Consider the following 18,241-nt stretch of genomic DNA (forward strand, 5'->3'; position numbering starts at 1 on the left):
CTATTCTCCTATCGATTCGGGTGCGCCGCCAGATCCGCTCGGCTGCGCCTGGGGCCGGCGTAGAGCGACCGGAAGAAAAACCAGAAGGGCAAGCGCCGAAGACGTGGTCAGGATGACGGCAAGGGAAGCGGATGGCTCTAGAGGCAAGACACTGGCAATCGACGAGCCGACGGCTGCGCAGCCCATCTGCAGAAAACCGAGCAGCGCGGATGCCAGCCCGGCCTGCTGCCCAAAAGGATGAAGTGCGATCGCGGTGCCGATCGGATTGATCAATCCCATGCCGAAAAGATACAGCGCAATAGCCATGGTGAAGGTCACGAAGGTCGGTGCTGCGGCGAACGCGAACATGAAGAGGCCGCCAGCGAGAGCGACGACGAGGCCTATCGTGCCAACACTACACTGGCCCCAGCGGCGAGCTAGGCGCGGCGCGAGAAACCCCGCCGCGATGACGATCAGAACCGTTGTCGCGAAGGACAGTCCGAGTTCGAAGGCGGTAAGGCCCAACTCGCTCATCAGGACGGCGGGCGCTGCGGCGAAAAAGGTATAGAGCCCGCCGATGATAAGGCTGACTGAGAGGGCGGGAAGCAGAAAGCGCGGGTCGACGGCTAGGCGGCCGTAAGACGATGCCGCGGTCGAAGCCGCCAGGGACGACCTGCGATCCGCCGGATGCGTCTCGCCGATACGCCTGGAATAGTGCACCGCGAGGGCCACGGCGAATGCCGCAACGACAAGGAAGGTGATCCGCCAGCCGAAAAGGCCATCGAGCGCGCTTCCGAGCAGAGGCGAAAAGCCAGGCGCAGCTGCCCCAGCAATCATGGTTAGCGCCAGAGCCCGTGCGAGCGCCTCGCCGTCGAACAGGTCACGTGCGATGGCCCGAGACAAGACCGAGGCTGCGCAAGCCCCTAGCGCTTGGATTACACGGCCGAGAACCATGAAGGACAAGGTGTTGGCGAAGGCACAAACGACGCTGCCCGCGACAAAGATTGCAAGGCCCCCGAGTACCAGCCAACTCCGGCCGAAGCGATCTGAAAGTGGTCCGGCCAGAACCTGTCCGAATGCGAAAGCAACGAAGAAGCTGCTCAATGTCAGGGCGAGTTGCTGGGAGGAAACGCCGAGATCGGCACCAATCCGCGGAAAGGAAGGAAGGATGATGTTGGTGGCGAACGCGCCGAGCGCGGCCAGACCGGCAAGCAGGAACAGAATTCCGCTGGTCAGGTGTCGCTCGGAAGGCGTGGGGTTCGCGATTGAAAGCGCCGACATCACGGCTTCCTGCTCACGACCAAGCATGTTGACGTGCCATGCGCGTGGAGTCTGCGCTGAGCGTCCTCGATCCTGCCTTCCAGCGTGATGACCGTCCGGCCGCGCGAGACCACGTGGCCGATCACTCGCATCTCGCCGGAATCGACGAGGACCGGGCGGACAAACTTGGCACTGGTTTCATGGGACGGACAGGTTTCACCGGGCGAAAGCGTCGTCTGCGCGGCAAGTGCCATTGCGGTGTCGAGCATCGTCATGATCCAGCCGCCGTGAACCGTATTCGTCAGGTTGGCAAAGCGCGGCTCTGGGGAGGCCAGGAGTTCGACCTTGCCATCCTCGGGAGGAAGCAAAGTGAAAGGGAGAGTCTCAGCCATCGGAGGGCGGGGAATGCTCCCCTCCGCAAGCCTCGCAACCAGCTCAAGTCCGGACCAGCCTGCCATGTCGGCCATTGAAGCAGTTGCGCTGCGCGTTTTGGCCAGATGCATCCTCATTAGCGGGCTCCCGGCCGGGCATCGACAACGACAGGCGACCCTACCAGCACGTACTCGGCCGCCGATTGCAGGAATTGCCTCGACAACTGCTCGTCGTTGACGACCCGCGAGAGGAGCACCGCGCCGACCATTGTCGAGAGAATGGCCATGGGCTTGCCGCCGGCCTCGTCGGCATTGGCCTCGGCAATGAAACGGCCGAGGATCTCGAGATGCTCCTTGATGCCGGCTTCGAACGACGCTTTTACGTCCGAGCCCTGTCTGGCGGCATCCGAACCAAGCGCCACGATTGGGCAACCGTCCCTCTTTTCTCCGCTATGGTCCATGCTGAGGTAGAACGCGGTCACCGCGCCGAGCGGATCCTCAGGGCTTGCCGCAGTCGCGACTGACCATCGGTGCGTGGCGCTCTCCATTGCCCGCCTGGACGCCTGCGCCGCCAGGTCGTCCTTTGACTCGAATTGCTTGTAAAAAGCGCCCTGGGTCAGCCCGGCACCCTTCATCAGATCCTTGAGGCCAATGCCGTCAAAGCCGCGCTCCCGAAAAAGCCGGCTTGCCACATTGATCACGGTTTCGCGGTTTTCCGCAGCCTGACTACGACTCACACGCATCATCAATCTCCTTTTTTAGATTGCATTCGTAATCTATAATCGATATAGAGGATGAACGCAATCTATTTTGAGATGAGGCGACCAGCATGAAAAAGAGAACCGTTATCGTATTGGGATCGACCCTGATGGCGATGTCATGTGCGGCGGCATTCGCCACGTTTGCTACTCCTGCGCAGGAAGCCCCTTTGGTGACCGACCCGAGGCAGGAAGCACCATTCGTCAGATTGGTGTCGGCAGCGCCGGTGACCGGATCAGAACGCGGCTTCACCGGCATCATCGGGGCGAGGGTGCAGAGCAATCTCGGCTTTCGGGTTCCTGGAAAGATCTTGGAACGGCTGGTGGACGTCGGTCAGGCGGTCAAAACCGGTCAGCCGCTGATGCGGATTGACGATACCGATCTGCGCCTTGCGCTTTCGGCGAAGCGCAATGCCGTTGCCGCAGCGCGGGCAACCGTCGTCCAGACGCAGCCGGATGAACGGCGATACGCCAGCTTGCTCGGCAGTGGGTGGGTTACACCCCAGCGCTACGAGCAGGCGAAGGCTGCGATGGATACCGCCCAGGCGCAACTTGCCGCCGCCGAGGCCGACGCACGGGTCGCCGAAAACGAGGCGGCCTATGCAGTCCTTTTGGCCGACGCGGATGGAACAGTGGTTGAAACGCTCGGCGAGCCGGGGCAGGTCGTCGCTGCCGGCCAGCCAATAATCCGGATCGCCAAGGCCGGCCCCCGCGAAGCGGTGGTCACGCTTCCCGAAACGATCCGGCCGGCGATCGGCTCTGCGGCCGAGGCTAGCGTGTATGGGGGCGATGAGCGTCGTTACTCAGCGCATCTGCGGCAGCTGTCGGACTCCGCCGATGCCCAGACCCGCACTTATGAGGCCCGCTATGTGCTCGACGGCGAGGCTGCTGCAGCACCGCTTGGCGCTACGGTAACCATTCGGCTTGCAAGCCAGGTGAAACAGCCGGAGGTCCAGGTGCCATTGGGAGCCGTGCTCGACGACGGCCGGAAGACCGGCGTTTGGGTGTTGGACAGCGCCACCTCGACCGTACACTTTCAGCCCGTGCAGCTTGTTCGTGTAACCAGCGAAACCGCTGTGATCTCCGGATTGAACTCCAACGTTCCCATTGTGTCGCTCGGCGCCCACCTCCTACGGGAGGGCGCTCTCGTCCGGACTGAGTCCGAAAGCGGGAGCAACTGATGAGCTTCAATCTTTCCGCGATCGCCGTTCGCGAACGCGCCGTCACCTTTTTTTCATCCTTCTGCTGGTGGCTGCCGGTGCCTACGCCTTCCTCATGCTCGGCCGGGCGGAGGACCCGAGCTTCACCATCAAGACCCTGACTGTCACGACGGCATGGCCGGGCGCGACGGCGCGCGAGATGCAGGACCTCGTCGCCGAACCGTTGGAGAAGCGGCTTCAGGAACTGACCTGGTACGACCGGGTGGAGACGACCACACGGCCGGGTTATGCGTATATGACGGTCACGCTCAAGGACAGCACACCGTCGTCCGTCGTGCAGGAGGAGTTCTACCAGGCTCGCAAGAAGCTCGGCGATGAAGCCCGCAACCTGCCGCCCGGCGTCTTTGGCCCCTTCGTCAACGACGAATATTCGGATGTGAGCTTCGCCCTTTATGCGCTGAAGGCCAGTGGCATGCCGATGCGGGAACTGGCGAGGCAGGCGGAGGTGATCCGCCAGGACCTCCTGCACGTGCCCGGCGTCAAGAAGATCAACATCCTTGGTGAACGTCCCGAACAGATATTCGTCGAGTTTTCCTACGCCAAGCTGGCAACCCTCGGCGTGTCGGCACAGGACATCGTCGCTGCCTTGCAGCGGCAGAACACCGTCACGCCCGCGGGCTCGATCGACACAATGGGGCCGCGGCTCTTCATTCGGGTCGACGGCGCCTATAACAGCGTTCAGGCGATCGCCGACACGCCGATTGTCGCTGCGGGGCGGACGCTGAAGCTCTCCGATATTGCCGAGGTCAGCCGCGGCTATGAAGACCCTCCCACATACCTCATCCGGCGTCAGGGCGAGCCCACCATCATGCTCGCAGCGGTTATGCAGGAGGGCTGGGATGGGCGCGCGCTCGGCAAGGCACTGGAGGACAAGACTGCCGCGATCGCGCAGACACTGCCGCTTGGGATGACGTTGGACAAGGTGTCAGATCAGGCTGTCAACATCACTTCGGCGGTTGACGAATTCATGTTGAAGTTCGCGATGGCGCTCGGCGTCGTGCTGCTGATCAGCCTGCTCAGCATGGGCTGGCGCGTCGGCATCGTCGTGGCAGCTGCCGTCCCTCTGACGCTCGCCGTCGTGTTCCTCATCATGCTGGAAACCGGCCGGTTCTTCGACCGCATAACGCTCGGCGCCCTCATTCTGGCGCTTGGTCTTCTCGTGGACGACGCCATCATCGCCATCGAGGTGATGGTGGTGAAGATGGAAGAGGGCATGGACCGCATCAAGGCGGCGGCCTATGCGTGGAGCCACACCGCGGCGCCGATGCTATCCGGAACGCTGGTGACGATCGCCGGCTTCGTGCCGGTGGGTTTTGCGCGCTCGACGGCCGGCGAATACGCCGGCAACATCTTCTGGGTCGTGGGGTTCGCCCTCATCGTCTCATGGGTCGTAGCGGTGGTCTTCACGCCCTATCTCGGCGTCAAGATGCTGCCCGCGATCAAACCGGTCGAGGGCGGTCACCACGCCATTTACAACACGCCTAACTATCGACGTTTGCGGCGGCTCATCACCTTTGCCGTGCGGCATAAGTTCGTAACCTGCGGTATCGTTGGCATCGCCTTCGCGCTTTCCGTCGTCGGTATGGGGGGCATCAAACAGCAGTTCTTCCCGACATCCGACCGCCCCGAAGTGTTGGTGGAGGTTCGCCTGCCGGAAGGTGCCAGCATCGAGACAACGACCGCCGCGGTCGAGAAGCTCGAACATTGGCTGGATAGCCAGCCCGAGGCCAAGATCGTGACGAGCTATGTCGGTCAGGGTGCTCCGCGCTTCTTCTTCGCGATGGCCCCGGAACTGCCTGATCCTGCCTTCGCGAAGATCGTCGTGCTGACCCCGGACGCCGAGGCGCGTGAGGCGTTGAAGCACCGGCTCCGGGAGGCCGTGGCGCAGGGGCTTGCACCCGAGGCGTATGTCCGCGTTACACAGCTCGTGTTCGGCCCCTACACGCCGTTCCCGGTCGAGTTCCGGGTCATGGGACCTGATACCACTCAACTCTACAGCATTTCCGAAAAGGCCCTCGACATCATGCGGGGCGTCCCGGACGTGCGACAGGCCAACCGTGACTGGGGCAATCGCACGCCCGTGCTTCGCTTTGTCCCCGATCAGGATCGACTGAACCTCATCGGCCTCTCGCCGGCGGAGGTGGCCCAGCAACTGCAATTCCTCCTCACCGGCATCCCCGTTACGCAGGTCCGCGAGGACATTCGCAACGTACCCATCGTGGCGCGCAGCGCCGGCGGCGAGCGACTGGATCCGGCGCGTCTGGCGGATTTCTCGCTGATAAGCCGGGATGGCCGCTCGATTCCGCTCGACCAGATCGGGCATTCGGAAATCCGTCAGGAAGAGCCAATCCTGAAGCGCCGCGATCGCACGCCCGTTGTCACGATCCGCGCGGACATCAATGAGGCGACCCAGCCTCCGGAGGTCTCCAAGCAGATCATGAAGGCCCTTCAGCCGCTGATTGCGTCCCTTCCGGTCGGCTATCGAATCGAAACGGGCGGATCGATCGAAGAGGCTGAAAAGGCCAACACCGCGCTGGGCAAGGTCTTTCCGGCCATGATAGCCGCCATGTTGATCGTCATCATGCTGCAGGTGCGGTCCTTCTCAACGATGTTCATGGTCGTGCTGACGGCACCGCTCGGCCTTGTCGGCGTCGTGCCGATGCTGCTCACCTTCCACCAGCCCTTCGGCTTCAACGCCATTCTGGGCATGATAGGACTGGCCGGCATCCTGATGCGCAATACGCTGATCCTGACCGAACAGATCAAGGAAAACCGCGCTGCCGGCATTGACGACTATCACGCCGTCATCGAGGCCACGGTGCAACGCACACGGCCCGTCATTTTGACCGCACTTGCCGCCGTACTGGCCTTCATCCCCCTCACGCACTCCGTCTTCTGGGGTTCAATGGCCTATACGCTGATCGGCGGAACGGCGGCCGGTACGGTGTTGATCCTGCTCTTCCTTCCCGCGCTCTACATCGCGTGGTTCCGGATCAAGCCGACCGCGGATGAGATCCATGAGGTTTCGACGCAGGAACTGGAACTGCGACCAGCTATGGCTGCCGAGTAGGGCACTGGTGTCGAGCCTCGTTTGTCTGCACAGGGCGACTGGCGGGTTCGTGTCGTCGATGCCAGTAAGAGTAATCAGTGTAGCTGACGGCGGGACATCAAGGGAGTGCTGATGATTTTTGAGCGCTGCCTCGCACGCCTCCAGTCAGCTGGATGTCCGCACAACCAGTCGGCCCGGCAAATAGGCTGTGACTTTCTCTCGGTGGCCCAGAAGCATGGCGATCATGGCTTCGACCATTTCGGACTCCGGCTGCTCATATGTCGTGAGGTCGTAGGCCGGGGATCCTGAAAACGCCGTATTGTCGAAACCGACGACGGCGATGTCTTGCGGTATTCGCAACGCGTACTCGCTTCGGATCACGTCCATGGCGCCGAAGGCCAGCGCATCGTTCTCGCACATCAGCACATCGATGCGTTCTCCCGCCGGTGTCCTCTCGAGATAGGCACGCGCCGCTTCCGCGCCGGCATCGACGCTGTAGCGCTCGGCCGAAATTTCCACGAGGTCGACATCGCGCTCCCGACGCCAGAATTCCTTGAATTTGCGGCGTCGTCCGAGCGCCGTCGACAATGTTTTCCGCCCCGCCATGAAACCCGGTCGCTGGTAGCCCCGCGCCAGAAGATGGCGGCCGATTTCCTCCATGGCGATATCGGTGTCGCAGGTAATCGCCGGCACGCCCTCGATCTGGCAATCCCTGGCCACGACGAAAAGCGGAGCGCCGTCGCGTCCGAGTTTTCGATCGTTCAAGGTCTCGTCACGAAAAGCGGTCCCGAACAAAACGATCGCGTCGACCTGGCGCTGATCGGCGTTGAGGATTGCGTGGATGTGATTGTAGTGGTCGTTGATGTTGATCAGGACCGCCAGCAACCCTTCGGCCTGCAGCCCTAGTGTCAGCTTTGCCAGGAAGGGAAGCTTGTGGGGGTTCTCGAAGTCGTCGACGAGAACCGCGACCTGATGCGTCAGGTTGGTGGCGAGACTGCGTGCCAGAAGATTCGGGCGGTAGTTGAGTTTCTCGGCGGCGGCCAGCACCTTCGCCTTGCTCGCCTCCGTGATCGATGCGCCCTGCGTGAAGGCCCGTATCACGGTCCATTTGGATACGCCCGCCTCCGCTGCCACGTTCTGAGCCGTCGCCCGCTTCATGTCCGAGTCTCCTGCTTTCGGAATGTATATTCCATATTCTCGAAACTCGAAATGAACAGTTGATTTTTCGACAGGGCGATTTTATAACGCAGCTAGTTTGCTACCGGTAGCAAGAAAGTTGCACCCGGTAGCAGACGCGCCGTGTGGGGCGCAACAATCGTGCTCGTGCCAAGAGGCGCGGGGCATTCTTTTGGGAGGAGTTCTGAAATGAAGTCGTTTCTTCGTAACATCATGCTTGGTGTGGCGTTCGCGGGCGCTCTTGGCGCCGCTTCGAGTGCCGCCTCTGCCAAGGACATTTCCATCATCGCCGTGACTCACGGCCAGGCCAACGATCCCTTCTGGTCCGTGGTCAAGAACGGCATGGCGGCTGGCGCCAAGGATGCCGCCGTCCATATCGACTACCGTGCACCGGAAACCTTCGACATGGTGGCCATGAGCCAGCTCATCGACGCGGCGGTCAACCAGAAGCCTGACGGCCTGATCGTCTCGATCCCGGATTCTTCGGCATTAGGGCCGTCTATCCAGAAAGCTGTTGCCGCCGGCATTCCGGTCATCTCGATCAACTCGGGCTCCGATGTTTCGAAGTCGCTGGGTGCGCTCATGCATGTCGGCCAGGACGAATACAGTGCCGGCAAGGCGGCCGGCGAAAAGCTGAAGGAAATGGGTGGCAAGGTCGCAATCTGCGTCAATCAGGAAGTCGGTAACGTAGCGCTCGACCTGCGCTGCAAGGGTTTCTCCGATGGTTTTGCTGGCAGTGCCACGGTGTTGCCGGTTTCCAATGATCCGGCTGACGTTCGTGCCAAGGTGAAGGCCGCGCTCAGCGCGAATGCTGAAGTCGACACCATCATGGCACTCGGTGCCAGCACCGCAGGCGAGCCGTCTCTGGCTGCTGTTGCCGAGGCCGGCATGACCGGCAAGGTCAAGGTGGCCACGTTCGACCTTTCGGCAGACTTCCTGAAAGCTGTCGCGGCCGGCGATGCTGCCTTTGCCATCGATCAGCAGCAGTTTCTGCAGGGCTATCTGCCCGTGGTCTTCCTCGCAAACTATGCCAAGTATGGTCTGATCCCCGGCGGCAACGTGCCTTCTGGTCCGAACCTGATCACCAAGGACAAGGCGGCGCAGGTCGTCGAGCTGTCGGCTCAGGGCATCCGCTAACCCAAGACTGCTGAACGCGTGATCGTCGGCAATCCCTCCCCGGTTTCGGGGAGGGCCTTCGGCTGGCGAGGCGGGCGATGAGGGCTGCCCCGCGATGCTTCGGCAAACTGCAATCCATTGGGAGGTATCATGGCTGCGGAACAGAAAACTGCGGATGCGGCAAAATCCGACGAACGCCTCAGGCAGGTGGGAATTCTCACACAGCTGATGCGTCGCCCCGAACTCGGTGCTGTTGCCGGTCTCGTCCTGGTGGTGATCTTCTTCTTTTTCACCGCCGATCGTTCGATGTTTTCGCTCTCGGGCGCAATGACGATCCTGGCTCCTGCGTCGCAGTTGGGAATTCTCGCCATCGCCGCCGCCTTGCTGATGATCGGTGGCGAGTTCGACCTGTCCATCGGTTCGATGGTGGCTTTCTCTGGTCTGATCTTCGGTTCTGCATTGACCAATTTCGGTCAGCCCGCCTGGATGGCCATCATCTTGACGATGCTGCTGGCCGGTGCCATGGGCGCGGTCAATGGGCAGATCGTCATCAGAACCCGATTGCCTTCGTTCATCGTGACGCTTGCATTCCTCTTCATTCTGCGCGGCTTGACCCTCGTTGGCCTCAAATGGGCGACCGGCGGCTCGACACAGCTTCGCGGGATAAATGACCTCGTTGGCGACGGACCTCTGAGGCGCCTGTTCTCCGGTGTTGCTTTTCAGGATCTCTTCAGCTGGCTTGCTGAACACGGCTTGATCGAAAAATTCGACAATGGGGTGCCGAAAGTAACCGGCGTACCGGTGTCCGTCGTCTGGTTCGTGGTCATTGCCGGCGTCGCAACATGGGTGCTTTTGCGCACTCGTGTCGGCAACTGGATCTTCGCCGCCGGTGGTGATCCCAATGCCGCGAGAAACTCCGGTGTGCCGGTCGATCGCGTGAAGACCGGGCTTTTCGCCCTGACGGCATGCGCCGCAGCGCTCGTCGCTATTATCACCGTGCTCGATGCCGGCTCGACCGACGCGCGCCGCGGCTTCCAGAAGGAATTCGAGGCGATCATCGCCGCCGTGATTGGCGGATGCCTGCTGACGGGCGGCTATGGCTCGGCGATCGGCGCCTTCTTCGGCGCCATCATCTTCGGCCTTGTCTCAATCGGCCTGACCTACACCAAGTTCGACTCCGACTGGTTCCAGGTGTTCCTCGGCTCGATGCTGCTACTGGCCGTCCTCTTCAACAGTTTCATCCGCCGCAAGGTGACAGGGGAGCGTTGATCATGGCTGAGAGCAAAGCTGAAACTGTGCCCCCGGTCATCGAAGTCCGGGACATCGTAAAGCACTATGGTTCCGTTATCGCGCTTTCGGGCGTCTCGATGAAGGTATCGCAAGGCGAAGTCCTGTGTCTGCTCGGCGACAACGGCGCCGGAAAATCCACCTTGATCAAGACCCTTTCGGGCGTGGTCCGCCCATCCAGCGGCGATTTCCTGGTCGATGGCAAACCCGTCGCGTTCTCCAGCCCACGGGACGCGCTCGATGCCGGCATCGCAACCGTCTACCAGGACCTGGCGATGATCCCGCTAATGTCGATAACGCGCAATTTCTTCATGGGTCGCGAGCCGCTCAGGGGGTTTCCGCCGTTCCGCAACATCGATTTCCGCCACTGCGACCAGGTAACTCGCGAGGAAATGCACAAGATCGGCATTGATGTTCGTGATCCGAGCCAAGCGGTCGGTACACTTTCGGGCGGCGAGCGGCAGTGCGTGGCAATCGCGCGGGCCGTCTATTTCGGGGCCAAGATCCTGATCCTCGACGAGCCGACATCGGCGCTCGGCGTCGCGCAGACCTCCATGGTTCTGAAGTATATCCATCAGGTGCAACAAAAAGGCCTGGGCGTGATTTTCATCACCCACAACGTCCGCCACGCCTTCGCGGTCGGCGATCGCTTCACGGTTCTCAACCGCGGCAAGACGCTGGGCACTTTCGACAAAGGCGCGGTCTCCATCGAGGAACTGCAGAACCTCATGGCCGGCGGCAAGGAACTGCAGGTGCTCGCCGGCGAACTCGGCGGCACAGTCTGACCCGCAAAAATCAGGAATCGACTTTGACCACGCCAGCCACATCCTCGCCATTCACGCTCGCAGTTTGCGCCGAAATGGTGTTTCGCTCCCTGCCGGTGCTCGAGCGTCTGAACCGGATCACCGAGCTCGGCTTTCAGGCTGAGATCTGGGACTGGACGAAGCACGACATCGCCGCGATCGCGAAGTCCGGTGCCACCTTCTCCTCGATGACCGGCTATGTGACGGGCACGCTTGCCGACGATGCCGGCGCGGACGAGCTTCTGCGCACAGCACGGCTGTCGATCCCCGTTGCCAGGGAACTGAACTGCCCGCGTCTCAATCTGCACGGCACCGGGCTCGGCGGGCAGGGCCTGCCCATCGTCAAGTCCGAGGTTGTTTCCGGGGCCATGTGGTTGAAAGCCGCCGACACGCTCAGGCGAATCGCCGATCTCGGAGAAGAGAAAGGTGTCACCTTCGTCCTCGAAAACCTCAACGAGGCCGTCGACCACCCGAAGACGCCGTTCGCCAAGGCTGCCGACACGATTGCGCTGGTGGCCGCTGTCAACAGGCCGTCGTTGAAGCTCAATCTCGACCTCTATCACGCGCAGATCGGGGAGGGGAATCTCATCGAGCTGTGCCGCCAGGCGTTGCCTCACATCGGCGAGATCCAGGTTGCCGACGTCCCCGGCCGCAAGGAGCCGGGAACCGGCGAGATCAACTATCCGGCGATCGCCCGGGCTCTCAACGAAATGGGCTACCGCGGAACGATCGGAATGGAGGCCTGGCCTTCGGCCGACGACGAACTCGCGCTCTCGCGCTTCCGCAATGCCTTCTCAATCTAGCCAGACGACAGAATTCAGGAGTATCCCATGCCCAACCATCGTCCCGTCAACATCGGCCTCATCGGGGCCGGGCGCATAGGATCTTTCCATGCCGAGAGCATCGCCCGTCGCCTCGTCGATGCCGATCTCGTCGCCATTGCCGACCCGGCCCCCGGCGCCGCCGAGAAGCTGGCCACCAGCCTTGGTGCGCCAAATGCCTATACGAGTGTGTCGGAACTTCTCGCCAATCCCGAGATTGAAGGCGTCGTCATCGCGACGCCGGCGCGCTTCCATACCAGCGTCGTCGTCGAGGCGGCGAAGGCCGGCAAGGCCGTGTTCTGCGAAAAGCCGATGGCCCTGACGCTCGCGGAAGCGGACCAGGCGATTGCCGCCACCACGGCTGCGAAGGTACCGCTTCAGGTCGGCTTCAACCGGCGCTGGGACCAGGCTTTTCACGAGGGGCGCGCCGCCATCGACGTCGGCAAGGTCGGCTCGGTCCAGCTGTTGCGCTCACTCACGCGAGACCCCGGCCCTTACGGCGGCGACCCGGCGAAAACGCCGCTGTGGACGATCTTCTACGAAACGCTGATCCACGACTTCGACACGCTTTTGTGGCTCAATCCGGCGGCAAAGCCAGTCGAGGTCACCGCGATTGCCGACGCGCTGGTGCGCCCGGACTTCGCCGGCAAGGGTTTTCACGACACCGCCGTCGTCACCATTCGCTTCGACAATGGCTCGATCGCAGTCGCGGAAGCGAACTTCTGCGCCATGTACGGCTACGACATCCGCGGCGAGGTCTTCGGTTCGGGCGGCATGGTGATGATGGGTGATGTGCGTCGCTCCTCCATGACGCTCTACGACAACAATGGCGTCTCTAACGACACCTGGCGGCGCGACACCGATCACTTCGTACACGGGTATACGGCGCAGCTCGCGTCCTTCGTCGAAGCGACGAGGACCGGCACCGTTACCGGCCCTACCGGCAAAGACGCCCGCAACGCGCTCGCCGTTGCGCTTGCCAGCATCAAGTCGGTTTCGGAGCGGCGGACAGTCCAACTTTCAGATGTCTGACGGACAGAGAAGAGGCGGAGTGAAACGAATGCCAAGACATTTGCACGTTCTGGACACTCCGCCTTTGAGTCTCGAGGAACTGAGGCGAGCAATCGCCACACGTCAGGTAACCTTTTCTCATCACGTTGAGAGTGTGGCGAGGAGGGTTCTGGCCGAGCCGGAACTCATGGCCTTCGAAAGTGCTCCCCGGATCGCCAAGCGTATCGGCGTATCTACCTCCACCGTGATCCGCTTCGTCACCGATATTGGGTTCCGCAACTTTGCCCAGGCACGCGGAATTTTTCAGACAGAGCTTCGGCGTCGTTTCAACTAGATTCGAAGACATATGCACGGTGCTCGCCAATTACTGACGCTGCTCTTCGACGCGTTTCGGAGAAGTTCAAGGCTGCCGCTTGCGCGCTTAAATTCCTGGTCGAAAAGGCCGCATAAGCTCGGGCTGCCGGTCTGATGTCGGCATCAGCAACATGTAACAGTCGCGAAAGGACATACGCATGAAGATCGGAATCATCGGCGCCGGAAACATCGGCGCCACGTTGGCGCGAAAGCTTGCCGTCAGCGGCCTTTCCCACGCGCATCCATTCCGATGAGATGGAAGCTGTTCTTGCCGAGATCCATACCGATCGTAGCGACACTTTCGTCATACCGAGTGATGTCAGTCATGGTGTGCTCCTTTCGCGATTGCGCTTCTACAGCGTTGCCGTCGCGCCGACAGAGCGCGGCCGGTCCATACCATTATGTGGAGCGATGGCACGTTCTACGTCGGCGATCCGGCCGCGGGTGAGGGCGCCGCCGCGCAGCGCGCCCATGTCAAGGACCGCAAGCTGCTGGGAGCGCATCGATGAGCGGTGCGGCGGCAAATGAAACGCATGGTGGCCGCACGGTGACGGGCGCCTTCTGAACAAGGAGATCCGCTCCGGCGGATGAGGACCGATGCAGACCAGGAACGGCGGAACGCACGTTATCCTGCCTGCGGCCGCGCCGATCGACAGACGGCCGGACCGCGCTCGATTGCCTGTGACGATGCTCCTTCAGTCCGATGGAAAAGTGCGCCACGACGGTCGAGCGCTGCATTCGTGCAGCCAAAACACCCCGTCGCAGAGCGCGGAAGATTGCACGGCGCATCGGAACTCGACGCCCTAAAGCGGAATCGTAGCAAAGAGAATAGAGTCGTATATTATCGTAGCCGAAAGGAGGCACGACGATGGTTACAAAGTATCGCCAAACACAACAGATTAAGACGGCAAGATAAAGCGAGATTGCGCTCGCTCCTCGCTTTGCTCGGTAAGTCATTGTCTGCACGTTGTTTTCGTGTGCGAAAACGGAGCTCCTTCAGGACTTTGAGATGTGTGAGCAGCGGCGGTAGTGCCGTTAACGCACTGGTGGTGCTCGCAAATCCATTATGCCGCCGAAATGTGTGATCCGACGTTTCTGCGCCTCAGCCTGTCTTTGCACGCAGGAGCACGATGAGCGCTTGCGGCGTCTTGCCGAGCCTCAATCCGCCGCCGATCCTGCCGCCATGGTGGACCGAGACGACAGAGATTTCCGTGTCAGGCCTGGGCGCGTCCGAAGCGGCGGCACGCGCATCAATCCGCGCTCGATGCCGTTCGTGACGCAGGTGAAGATCGCCGTCCGCAAGGCCGGCGGCAACCCGGGCAGTATCGGCGGTTCGGTGGGGAGCAAGAAAGGCGGCCGGTTCAACACCAGAGGCCGCGGCGCCAGCATCGCCGCCGGCCTGGCGCGCGACGGCGGCGCCTGGGGCCGGGAAGGGGGTGGTGGACGCTTCCGGGCGCGGCGGGTGATGGTCAAGGCACGCGTGGTCAAGTTCACGTCCCAGCGTGGTGCGCGTGGCCCGAAGATGCGTGGCGTCTCGACCCGGGCGGTCGATGCGCATCTGCGCTATCTTGAGCGCGACGGGGTGGCGCGCGACGGCGCGAAGGGCCGGGTTTATTCCGCGCTAGAGGACGGTCGCGGCAGCGACGAGGGCAGGGCGTTCATCGAGCGCTGTCGTGGCGACCGGCATCAGTTCCGTTTCATCGTCGCTCCGGAAGATGCCGTCGAGATGGAGGACCTGCGCTCCTTCACCCGCGATCTCATGCGACAGATGGAGAGCGATCTCGGAACCCGGCTCGACTGGATCGCCGTCGACCACCACAACACCGGCCACCCGCACACCCACATCTTGGTGCGCGGCGTGACCGATCAGGGCAGGGTGCTCAACATCGCCGGCGACTACATCGCCCAAGGTATTCGCCATCGCGCCGGCGAGCTGGTGACGCTGGAGCTAGGCCCACAGACCGACATCGACATTGCCCGCAAGCTGAGAGCCGAGGTGGAGGCAGAACGGCTGACCCGCCTCGACCGGATGCTACTTGCCGAGCAGGAAGAGCGTGGCATCGTCGACCTACGGCCCGGCTCAAGCGAGAGCTACATGCTGCGCGCCAATCGCCATCTCCTGGTTGATCGGGCCAGGCGTCTGGAACGTTACGGCCTCGCCTCCGAGACTGAGCCCGGCCGTTGGATGATTGTCGATGACGCCGAGCACGTCCTACGCGACCTCGGCACACGCAACGATATCATCAAGACCATGCATCAGGCACTCGCCGACCATGGCATCGCCGAGGAGCGCGGCCCCAGCCAGTATGTCATCCATGGCAGAGAGATCACCGAGCCGGTGATTGGACGAGTTCTGGGCAAGGGGCTTGCCGGCGACGGGATCGATGGCGAACTCTATGTCGTCATCGACGGCGTCGACGGACGCACCCACTATGTTGAGACTGGCGACGACACCAAGCTCGACGAGGTTAGGCGCGGCCACATCGTCGCCCTCGAGCCGGTCCCCACAAAGGCAGAGCCACGCGCGGCCGATCTCAACATTCGCGATATGGGAGCCGAGCACGGCGGCATCTACCGGCCGAGCGAGCATCTGGAAGCGGCACGGCCGCGGATCGAGCGAGTGAAGGGCGATCCCGATGCTTTCATCCGCGCGCATGTGCGCCGCCTTGAAGCGCTGCGGCGGGCCGGCATCGTCGATCGGATCGATGCCGACCGCTGGAAGATCCCGGACGACATCGCCGAGCGCGGTTCAGCCTACGACGCCCGCAGCCGGGGTAGGGATTTTACTGTCCGCACGCTCTCCTTCCTCGACCTCGACAGCCAAGTGATGAGCGACGGCGCTACCTGGCTCGACCGGGAACTGGCGTCGGCAAATCGGACACCGCTCGCACAGATCGGGTTCGGCCGGGAAGTCACTGACGCGGCGGATCGCCGTCGCCAAAGTCTCGTCGACATGGGCCATGCCACTCGCCTGGAAGACGGCCGTATCCGGGCGCCGAAGGATTTGATCAGTCGTCTCGAGCAAACCGAGGTCGCCCGCAGCCGTGTGATGGCGGCCGAGCGCGGGCTCAGCTTTATCAAGGCTCAGGCTGGCGAATATGTCAGCGGCCGGCTGATCGGAGCGGCTGATCTCGCCTCCGGCCGCTTCGCCATGATTGACGACGGTGCTGGCTTCCAGCTCGTGCCCTGGCAGACGGTTCTCGAAAAGCGCATTGGTCAGCACATCAGCGGGCTCGCCCGTGACAGCGGCGGCATCGAATGGACCTTAGGCAGAAAGCGGGGGCTGGGGTTGTGATGGCTTTGAGATGACTAGTTTCTCAGCCACCTCGTCCATGTAGGTTCACTTCGAATAGTCGCCCGTCAGCGATTTCAAGTCTCGCGGCACAGATAGCGCGTCCTGATTTGCCGGTCGCTCTCGTGGGTGTGGCTGGTACAACCACCATCGGCCCGGTTGATGGCGGAGGCATTATCTAGCCGCCCCCGCCACTTGGAAGAAAAGTGATTGACGCCGCCAGTTACCCCGCGTTGCCTATTTGGAATTCGTCGCTAAGCGCGCGCTCGTTGGGATCGATCGGACCCAGGTTCTTCACGACATGGAATCGACCGCCCTGCGCCTGCGCGATGTACATGTTCATGCGAACATGGTGCTGGCCGGGAACCATTTCGGCCGGGCCGCCCGGTCCCTCGCTGATCCGAGCGTGATCGAGCGCGCGGATGACCGCGTCGCGCTCCACCGTGCCGGCTTCGGTCACCGCCGCCTCCCACATCTTGATCGCCCGGTAGTGGCCGGTGCACCCGCTGCCTGCAGTCAACATGGCACTGCCGGAGAACCGTTCGCCGTAGCGACGCAAGAGCGCGCGGCCAAACGGATCGTCGAGTTCCTGGTAGTAGTCGAGGCAGCTGTAGAGGCCCTCGATCTGCTCGAACGGCACCAGATTGAAGAAGTTCTCGTCGAAGTAGGTGCAGACGATCTTGCCGCCGCGTTTGCCGAAACCGGCCTTGTGCAGTTCTTCGAGGAACGGTGTCAGGCCCGGCGGAACGATGGTATTGAAAACCACGTCGGTGCCGCTCGCCATGATCTGCTGCACCGTCCGCCGGAAATCGACGGTATCCAGCGGAAAATACTCCTCGCCGACGATATCGCCGCCATTGGCGCGCACCACCCGGCTCGCGGCCTTGTTCAGCAAATGGGGCCAGATGTAGTCGGCCGACGGCAAGTAGAACGTCTTCGCCCCGGCGCTCTTCATCAGCCATGGGATCAGCGGTTCGACCTGCTGCGCGGGCACGGGACCCGTGCAGAAGATCAGCGGATCGTTTTCCTGTCCCTCATACTGCTCGGTGTAGATGTAGAGCGTCCTGCCCCGCGTAACCGCCTCGCTCTTGATGGCCTGGCGGGTCGAGCTGTAGATGCCGCCGACGACCAGGTCGACCTTGTCGACGTCGATCAGTTTCGCAGTCCTTGCCTTGGCGACGGCGTCGGTGGTTTCGCCATCCTCGATGACAAGCTCCAGCGGCCGGCCGAGCAAGCCGCCTTTGGCGTTGATGTCGTCGACGAGCATGGTGGTGAGGTTCGCATTTGCGATGCCCATGAAAGACAATGGGCCGGTGAGTTCGGCGACAAGGCCGATCTTGATGGGTTTCGGATCCATTTGATTTCTCCAAATCTGGGGGTTCGTCGGGGCGCGCCGCCGCCGGGCGGCAGGCGGCGCGCAGTGCGGGACCTCAGGCCTCATAGTGGCCGAGCAGCAGTGCCGCCTGCGGCTTGCCGACATGGCCGGCTTCCTGCAGGATCGCGGGCACCTCCGGATCCGACACGAAATTCTTCCAGCCCTCGGCATCCCAGTCGAAGATCGCCCAGACGCGGTCGGGCTCGCTGGGGTCGCGGAAGACGGTTGCGCCGTTCGAGCCGTGCAGCCGGCGCTTGTCGGCGCCCTTGGTCGAAAAGATACGGATGAAGCGGTCGACGTCCGCTACCTTGGTCGTTGCGAGAAGCATCTGATTTCCTCCTGTCGGTCGCGGGCACCATTGGTCCGTCG

General features: G+C 62.2%; 15 protein-coding genes and 1 pseudogene. 10 read left to right on the forward strand and 6 right to left on the reverse strand.

Annotation, left to right across the window (positions count from 1 at the left end; genetic code table 11):
* The 3 genes from AC1RUK_RS04615 to AC1RUK_RS04625 are packed head-to-tail and all read right to left on the reverse strand — an operon-like array spanning position 1 to position 2,353.
* Positions 1-1,260, reverse strand: coding sequence for a multidrug effflux MFS transporter (locus AC1RUK_RS04615; protein WP_481836602.1), 1,260 nt, complete (start codon positions 1,258-1,260; stop codon positions 1-3).
* Positions 1,260-1,748, reverse strand: coding sequence for a PaaI family thioesterase (locus AC1RUK_RS04620; RefSeq protein WP_481836601.1), 489 nt, complete (start codon positions 1,746-1,748; stop codon positions 1,260-1,262). The genes AC1RUK_RS04615 and AC1RUK_RS04620 overlap by 1 nt, the downstream gene beginning before the upstream one ends.
* Positions 1,748-2,353 carry a TetR/AcrR family transcriptional regulator gene (locus AC1RUK_RS04625; RefSeq protein WP_481839580.1) on the reverse strand — a complete coding sequence of 202 codons (606 nt, stop codon included), beginning with the start codon at positions 2,351-2,353 and terminating at the stop codon, positions 1,748-1,750. The genes AC1RUK_RS04620 and AC1RUK_RS04625 overlap by 1 nt, the downstream gene beginning before the upstream one ends.
* Before the next feature lie 86 nt (positions 2,354-2,439).
* Between AC1RUK_RS04625 and AC1RUK_RS04630 the strand changes: the two genes are divergently transcribed.
* Both AC1RUK_RS04630 and AC1RUK_RS04635 read left to right on the forward strand, forming a co-directional pair.
* Complete coding sequence (locus AC1RUK_RS04630) at positions 2,440-3,549, forward strand: efflux RND transporter periplasmic adaptor subunit (protein WP_481836600.1); 1,110 nt, start codon at positions 2,440-2,442, stop codon at positions 3,547-3,549.
* Positions 3,549-6,658: pseudogene (locus AC1RUK_RS04635) on the forward strand (efflux RND transporter permease subunit). Before AC1RUK_RS04630 ends, AC1RUK_RS04635 begins: the two are co-directional and overlap by 1 nt.
* Positions 6,659-6,802: 144 nt before the next feature.
* Here AC1RUK_RS04635 and AC1RUK_RS04640 read toward each other — a convergent pair.
* Positions 6,803-7,795, reverse strand: a complete 993-nt coding sequence (locus tag AC1RUK_RS04640) for a LacI family DNA-binding transcriptional regulator (protein WP_481836599.1) — start codon at positions 7,793-7,795, stop codon at positions 6,803-6,805.
* 207 nt (positions 7,796-8,002) lie between these two features.
* Here AC1RUK_RS04640 and AC1RUK_RS04645 point away from each other — a divergent pair, with 207 nt between their 5' ends.
* The 8 genes from AC1RUK_RS04645 to AC1RUK_RS04680 all read left to right on the forward strand — a co-directional run bounded on the left by AC1RUK_RS04645 (position 8,003) and on the right by AC1RUK_RS04680 (position 16,500).
* Positions 8,003-8,950: a sugar ABC transporter substrate-binding protein gene (locus AC1RUK_RS04645; RefSeq protein ID WP_481836598.1), complete on the forward strand. Its 948-nt coding sequence runs from the start codon at positions 8,003-8,005 to the stop codon at positions 8,948-8,950.
* A 129-nt stretch (positions 8,951-9,079) separates the two neighbouring features.
* The gene (locus tag AC1RUK_RS04650; protein WP_481836597.1) at positions 9,080-10,198 is read left to right on the forward strand and encodes an ABC transporter permease; all 1,119 of its coding nucleotides are present in this window, start codon (positions 9,080-9,082) and stop codon (positions 10,196-10,198) included.
* Positions 10,199-10,200: 2 nt separating this feature from the next.
* A complete protein-coding gene (locus tag AC1RUK_RS04655; RefSeq protein ID WP_481836596.1) occupies positions 10,201-11,001 on the forward strand; it encodes an ATP-binding cassette domain-containing protein in 801 nt (266 codons plus the stop codon).
* A gap of 74 nt (positions 11,002-11,075) precedes the next feature.
* Positions 11,076-11,822 carry a TIM barrel protein gene (locus AC1RUK_RS04660; RefSeq protein WP_481839579.1) on the forward strand — a complete coding sequence of 249 codons (747 nt, stop codon included), beginning with the start codon at positions 11,076-11,078 and terminating at the stop codon, positions 11,820-11,822.
* Between the two features lie 27 nt (positions 11,823-11,849).
* Positions 11,850-12,872, forward strand: a complete 1,023-nt coding sequence (locus AC1RUK_RS04665) for a Gfo/Idh/MocA family oxidoreductase (RefSeq protein ID WP_481836595.1) — start codon at positions 11,850-11,852, stop codon at positions 12,870-12,872.
* Between the two features lie 28 nt (positions 12,873-12,900).
* Positions 12,901-13,185, forward strand: a complete 285-nt coding sequence (locus AC1RUK_RS04670) for an RpiR family transcriptional regulator (RefSeq protein ID WP_481836594.1) — start codon at positions 12,901-12,903, stop codon at positions 13,183-13,185.
* 178 nt (positions 13,186-13,363) lie between these two features.
* Positions 13,364-13,459 carry an NAD(P)-binding domain-containing protein gene (locus tag AC1RUK_RS04675; RefSeq protein WP_481836593.1) on the forward strand — a complete coding sequence of 32 codons (96 nt, stop codon included), beginning with the start codon at positions 13,364-13,366 and terminating at the stop codon, positions 13,457-13,459.
* An 884-nt stretch (positions 13,460-14,343) separates the two neighbouring features.
* Entirely contained in the window at positions 14,344-16,500 is a 2,157-nt protein-coding gene (locus AC1RUK_RS04680) for a DUF3363 domain-containing protein (protein ID WP_481836592.1), read from the forward strand.
* A 220-nt stretch (positions 16,501-16,720) separates the two neighbouring features.
* Here AC1RUK_RS04680 and AC1RUK_RS04685 read toward each other — a convergent pair whose 3' ends face one another.
* Together AC1RUK_RS04685 and AC1RUK_RS04690 are read right to left on the reverse strand one after the other, a co-directional pair.
* Positions 16,721-17,854: a substrate-binding protein gene (locus tag AC1RUK_RS04685; protein WP_481836591.1), complete on the reverse strand. Its 1,134-nt coding sequence runs from the start codon at positions 17,852-17,854 to the stop codon at positions 16,721-16,723.
* 73 nt (positions 17,855-17,927) lie between these two features.
* Positions 17,928-18,200 (reverse strand): hypothetical protein, encoded by a 273-nt coding sequence (locus tag AC1RUK_RS04690; RefSeq protein WP_091581466.1) that lies wholly within the window; start codon positions 18,198-18,200, stop codon positions 17,928-17,930.
* Between the last annotated feature and the right edge of the window lie 41 nt (positions 18,201-18,241).

Source organism: Mesorhizobium monacense (assembly GCF_056781675.1).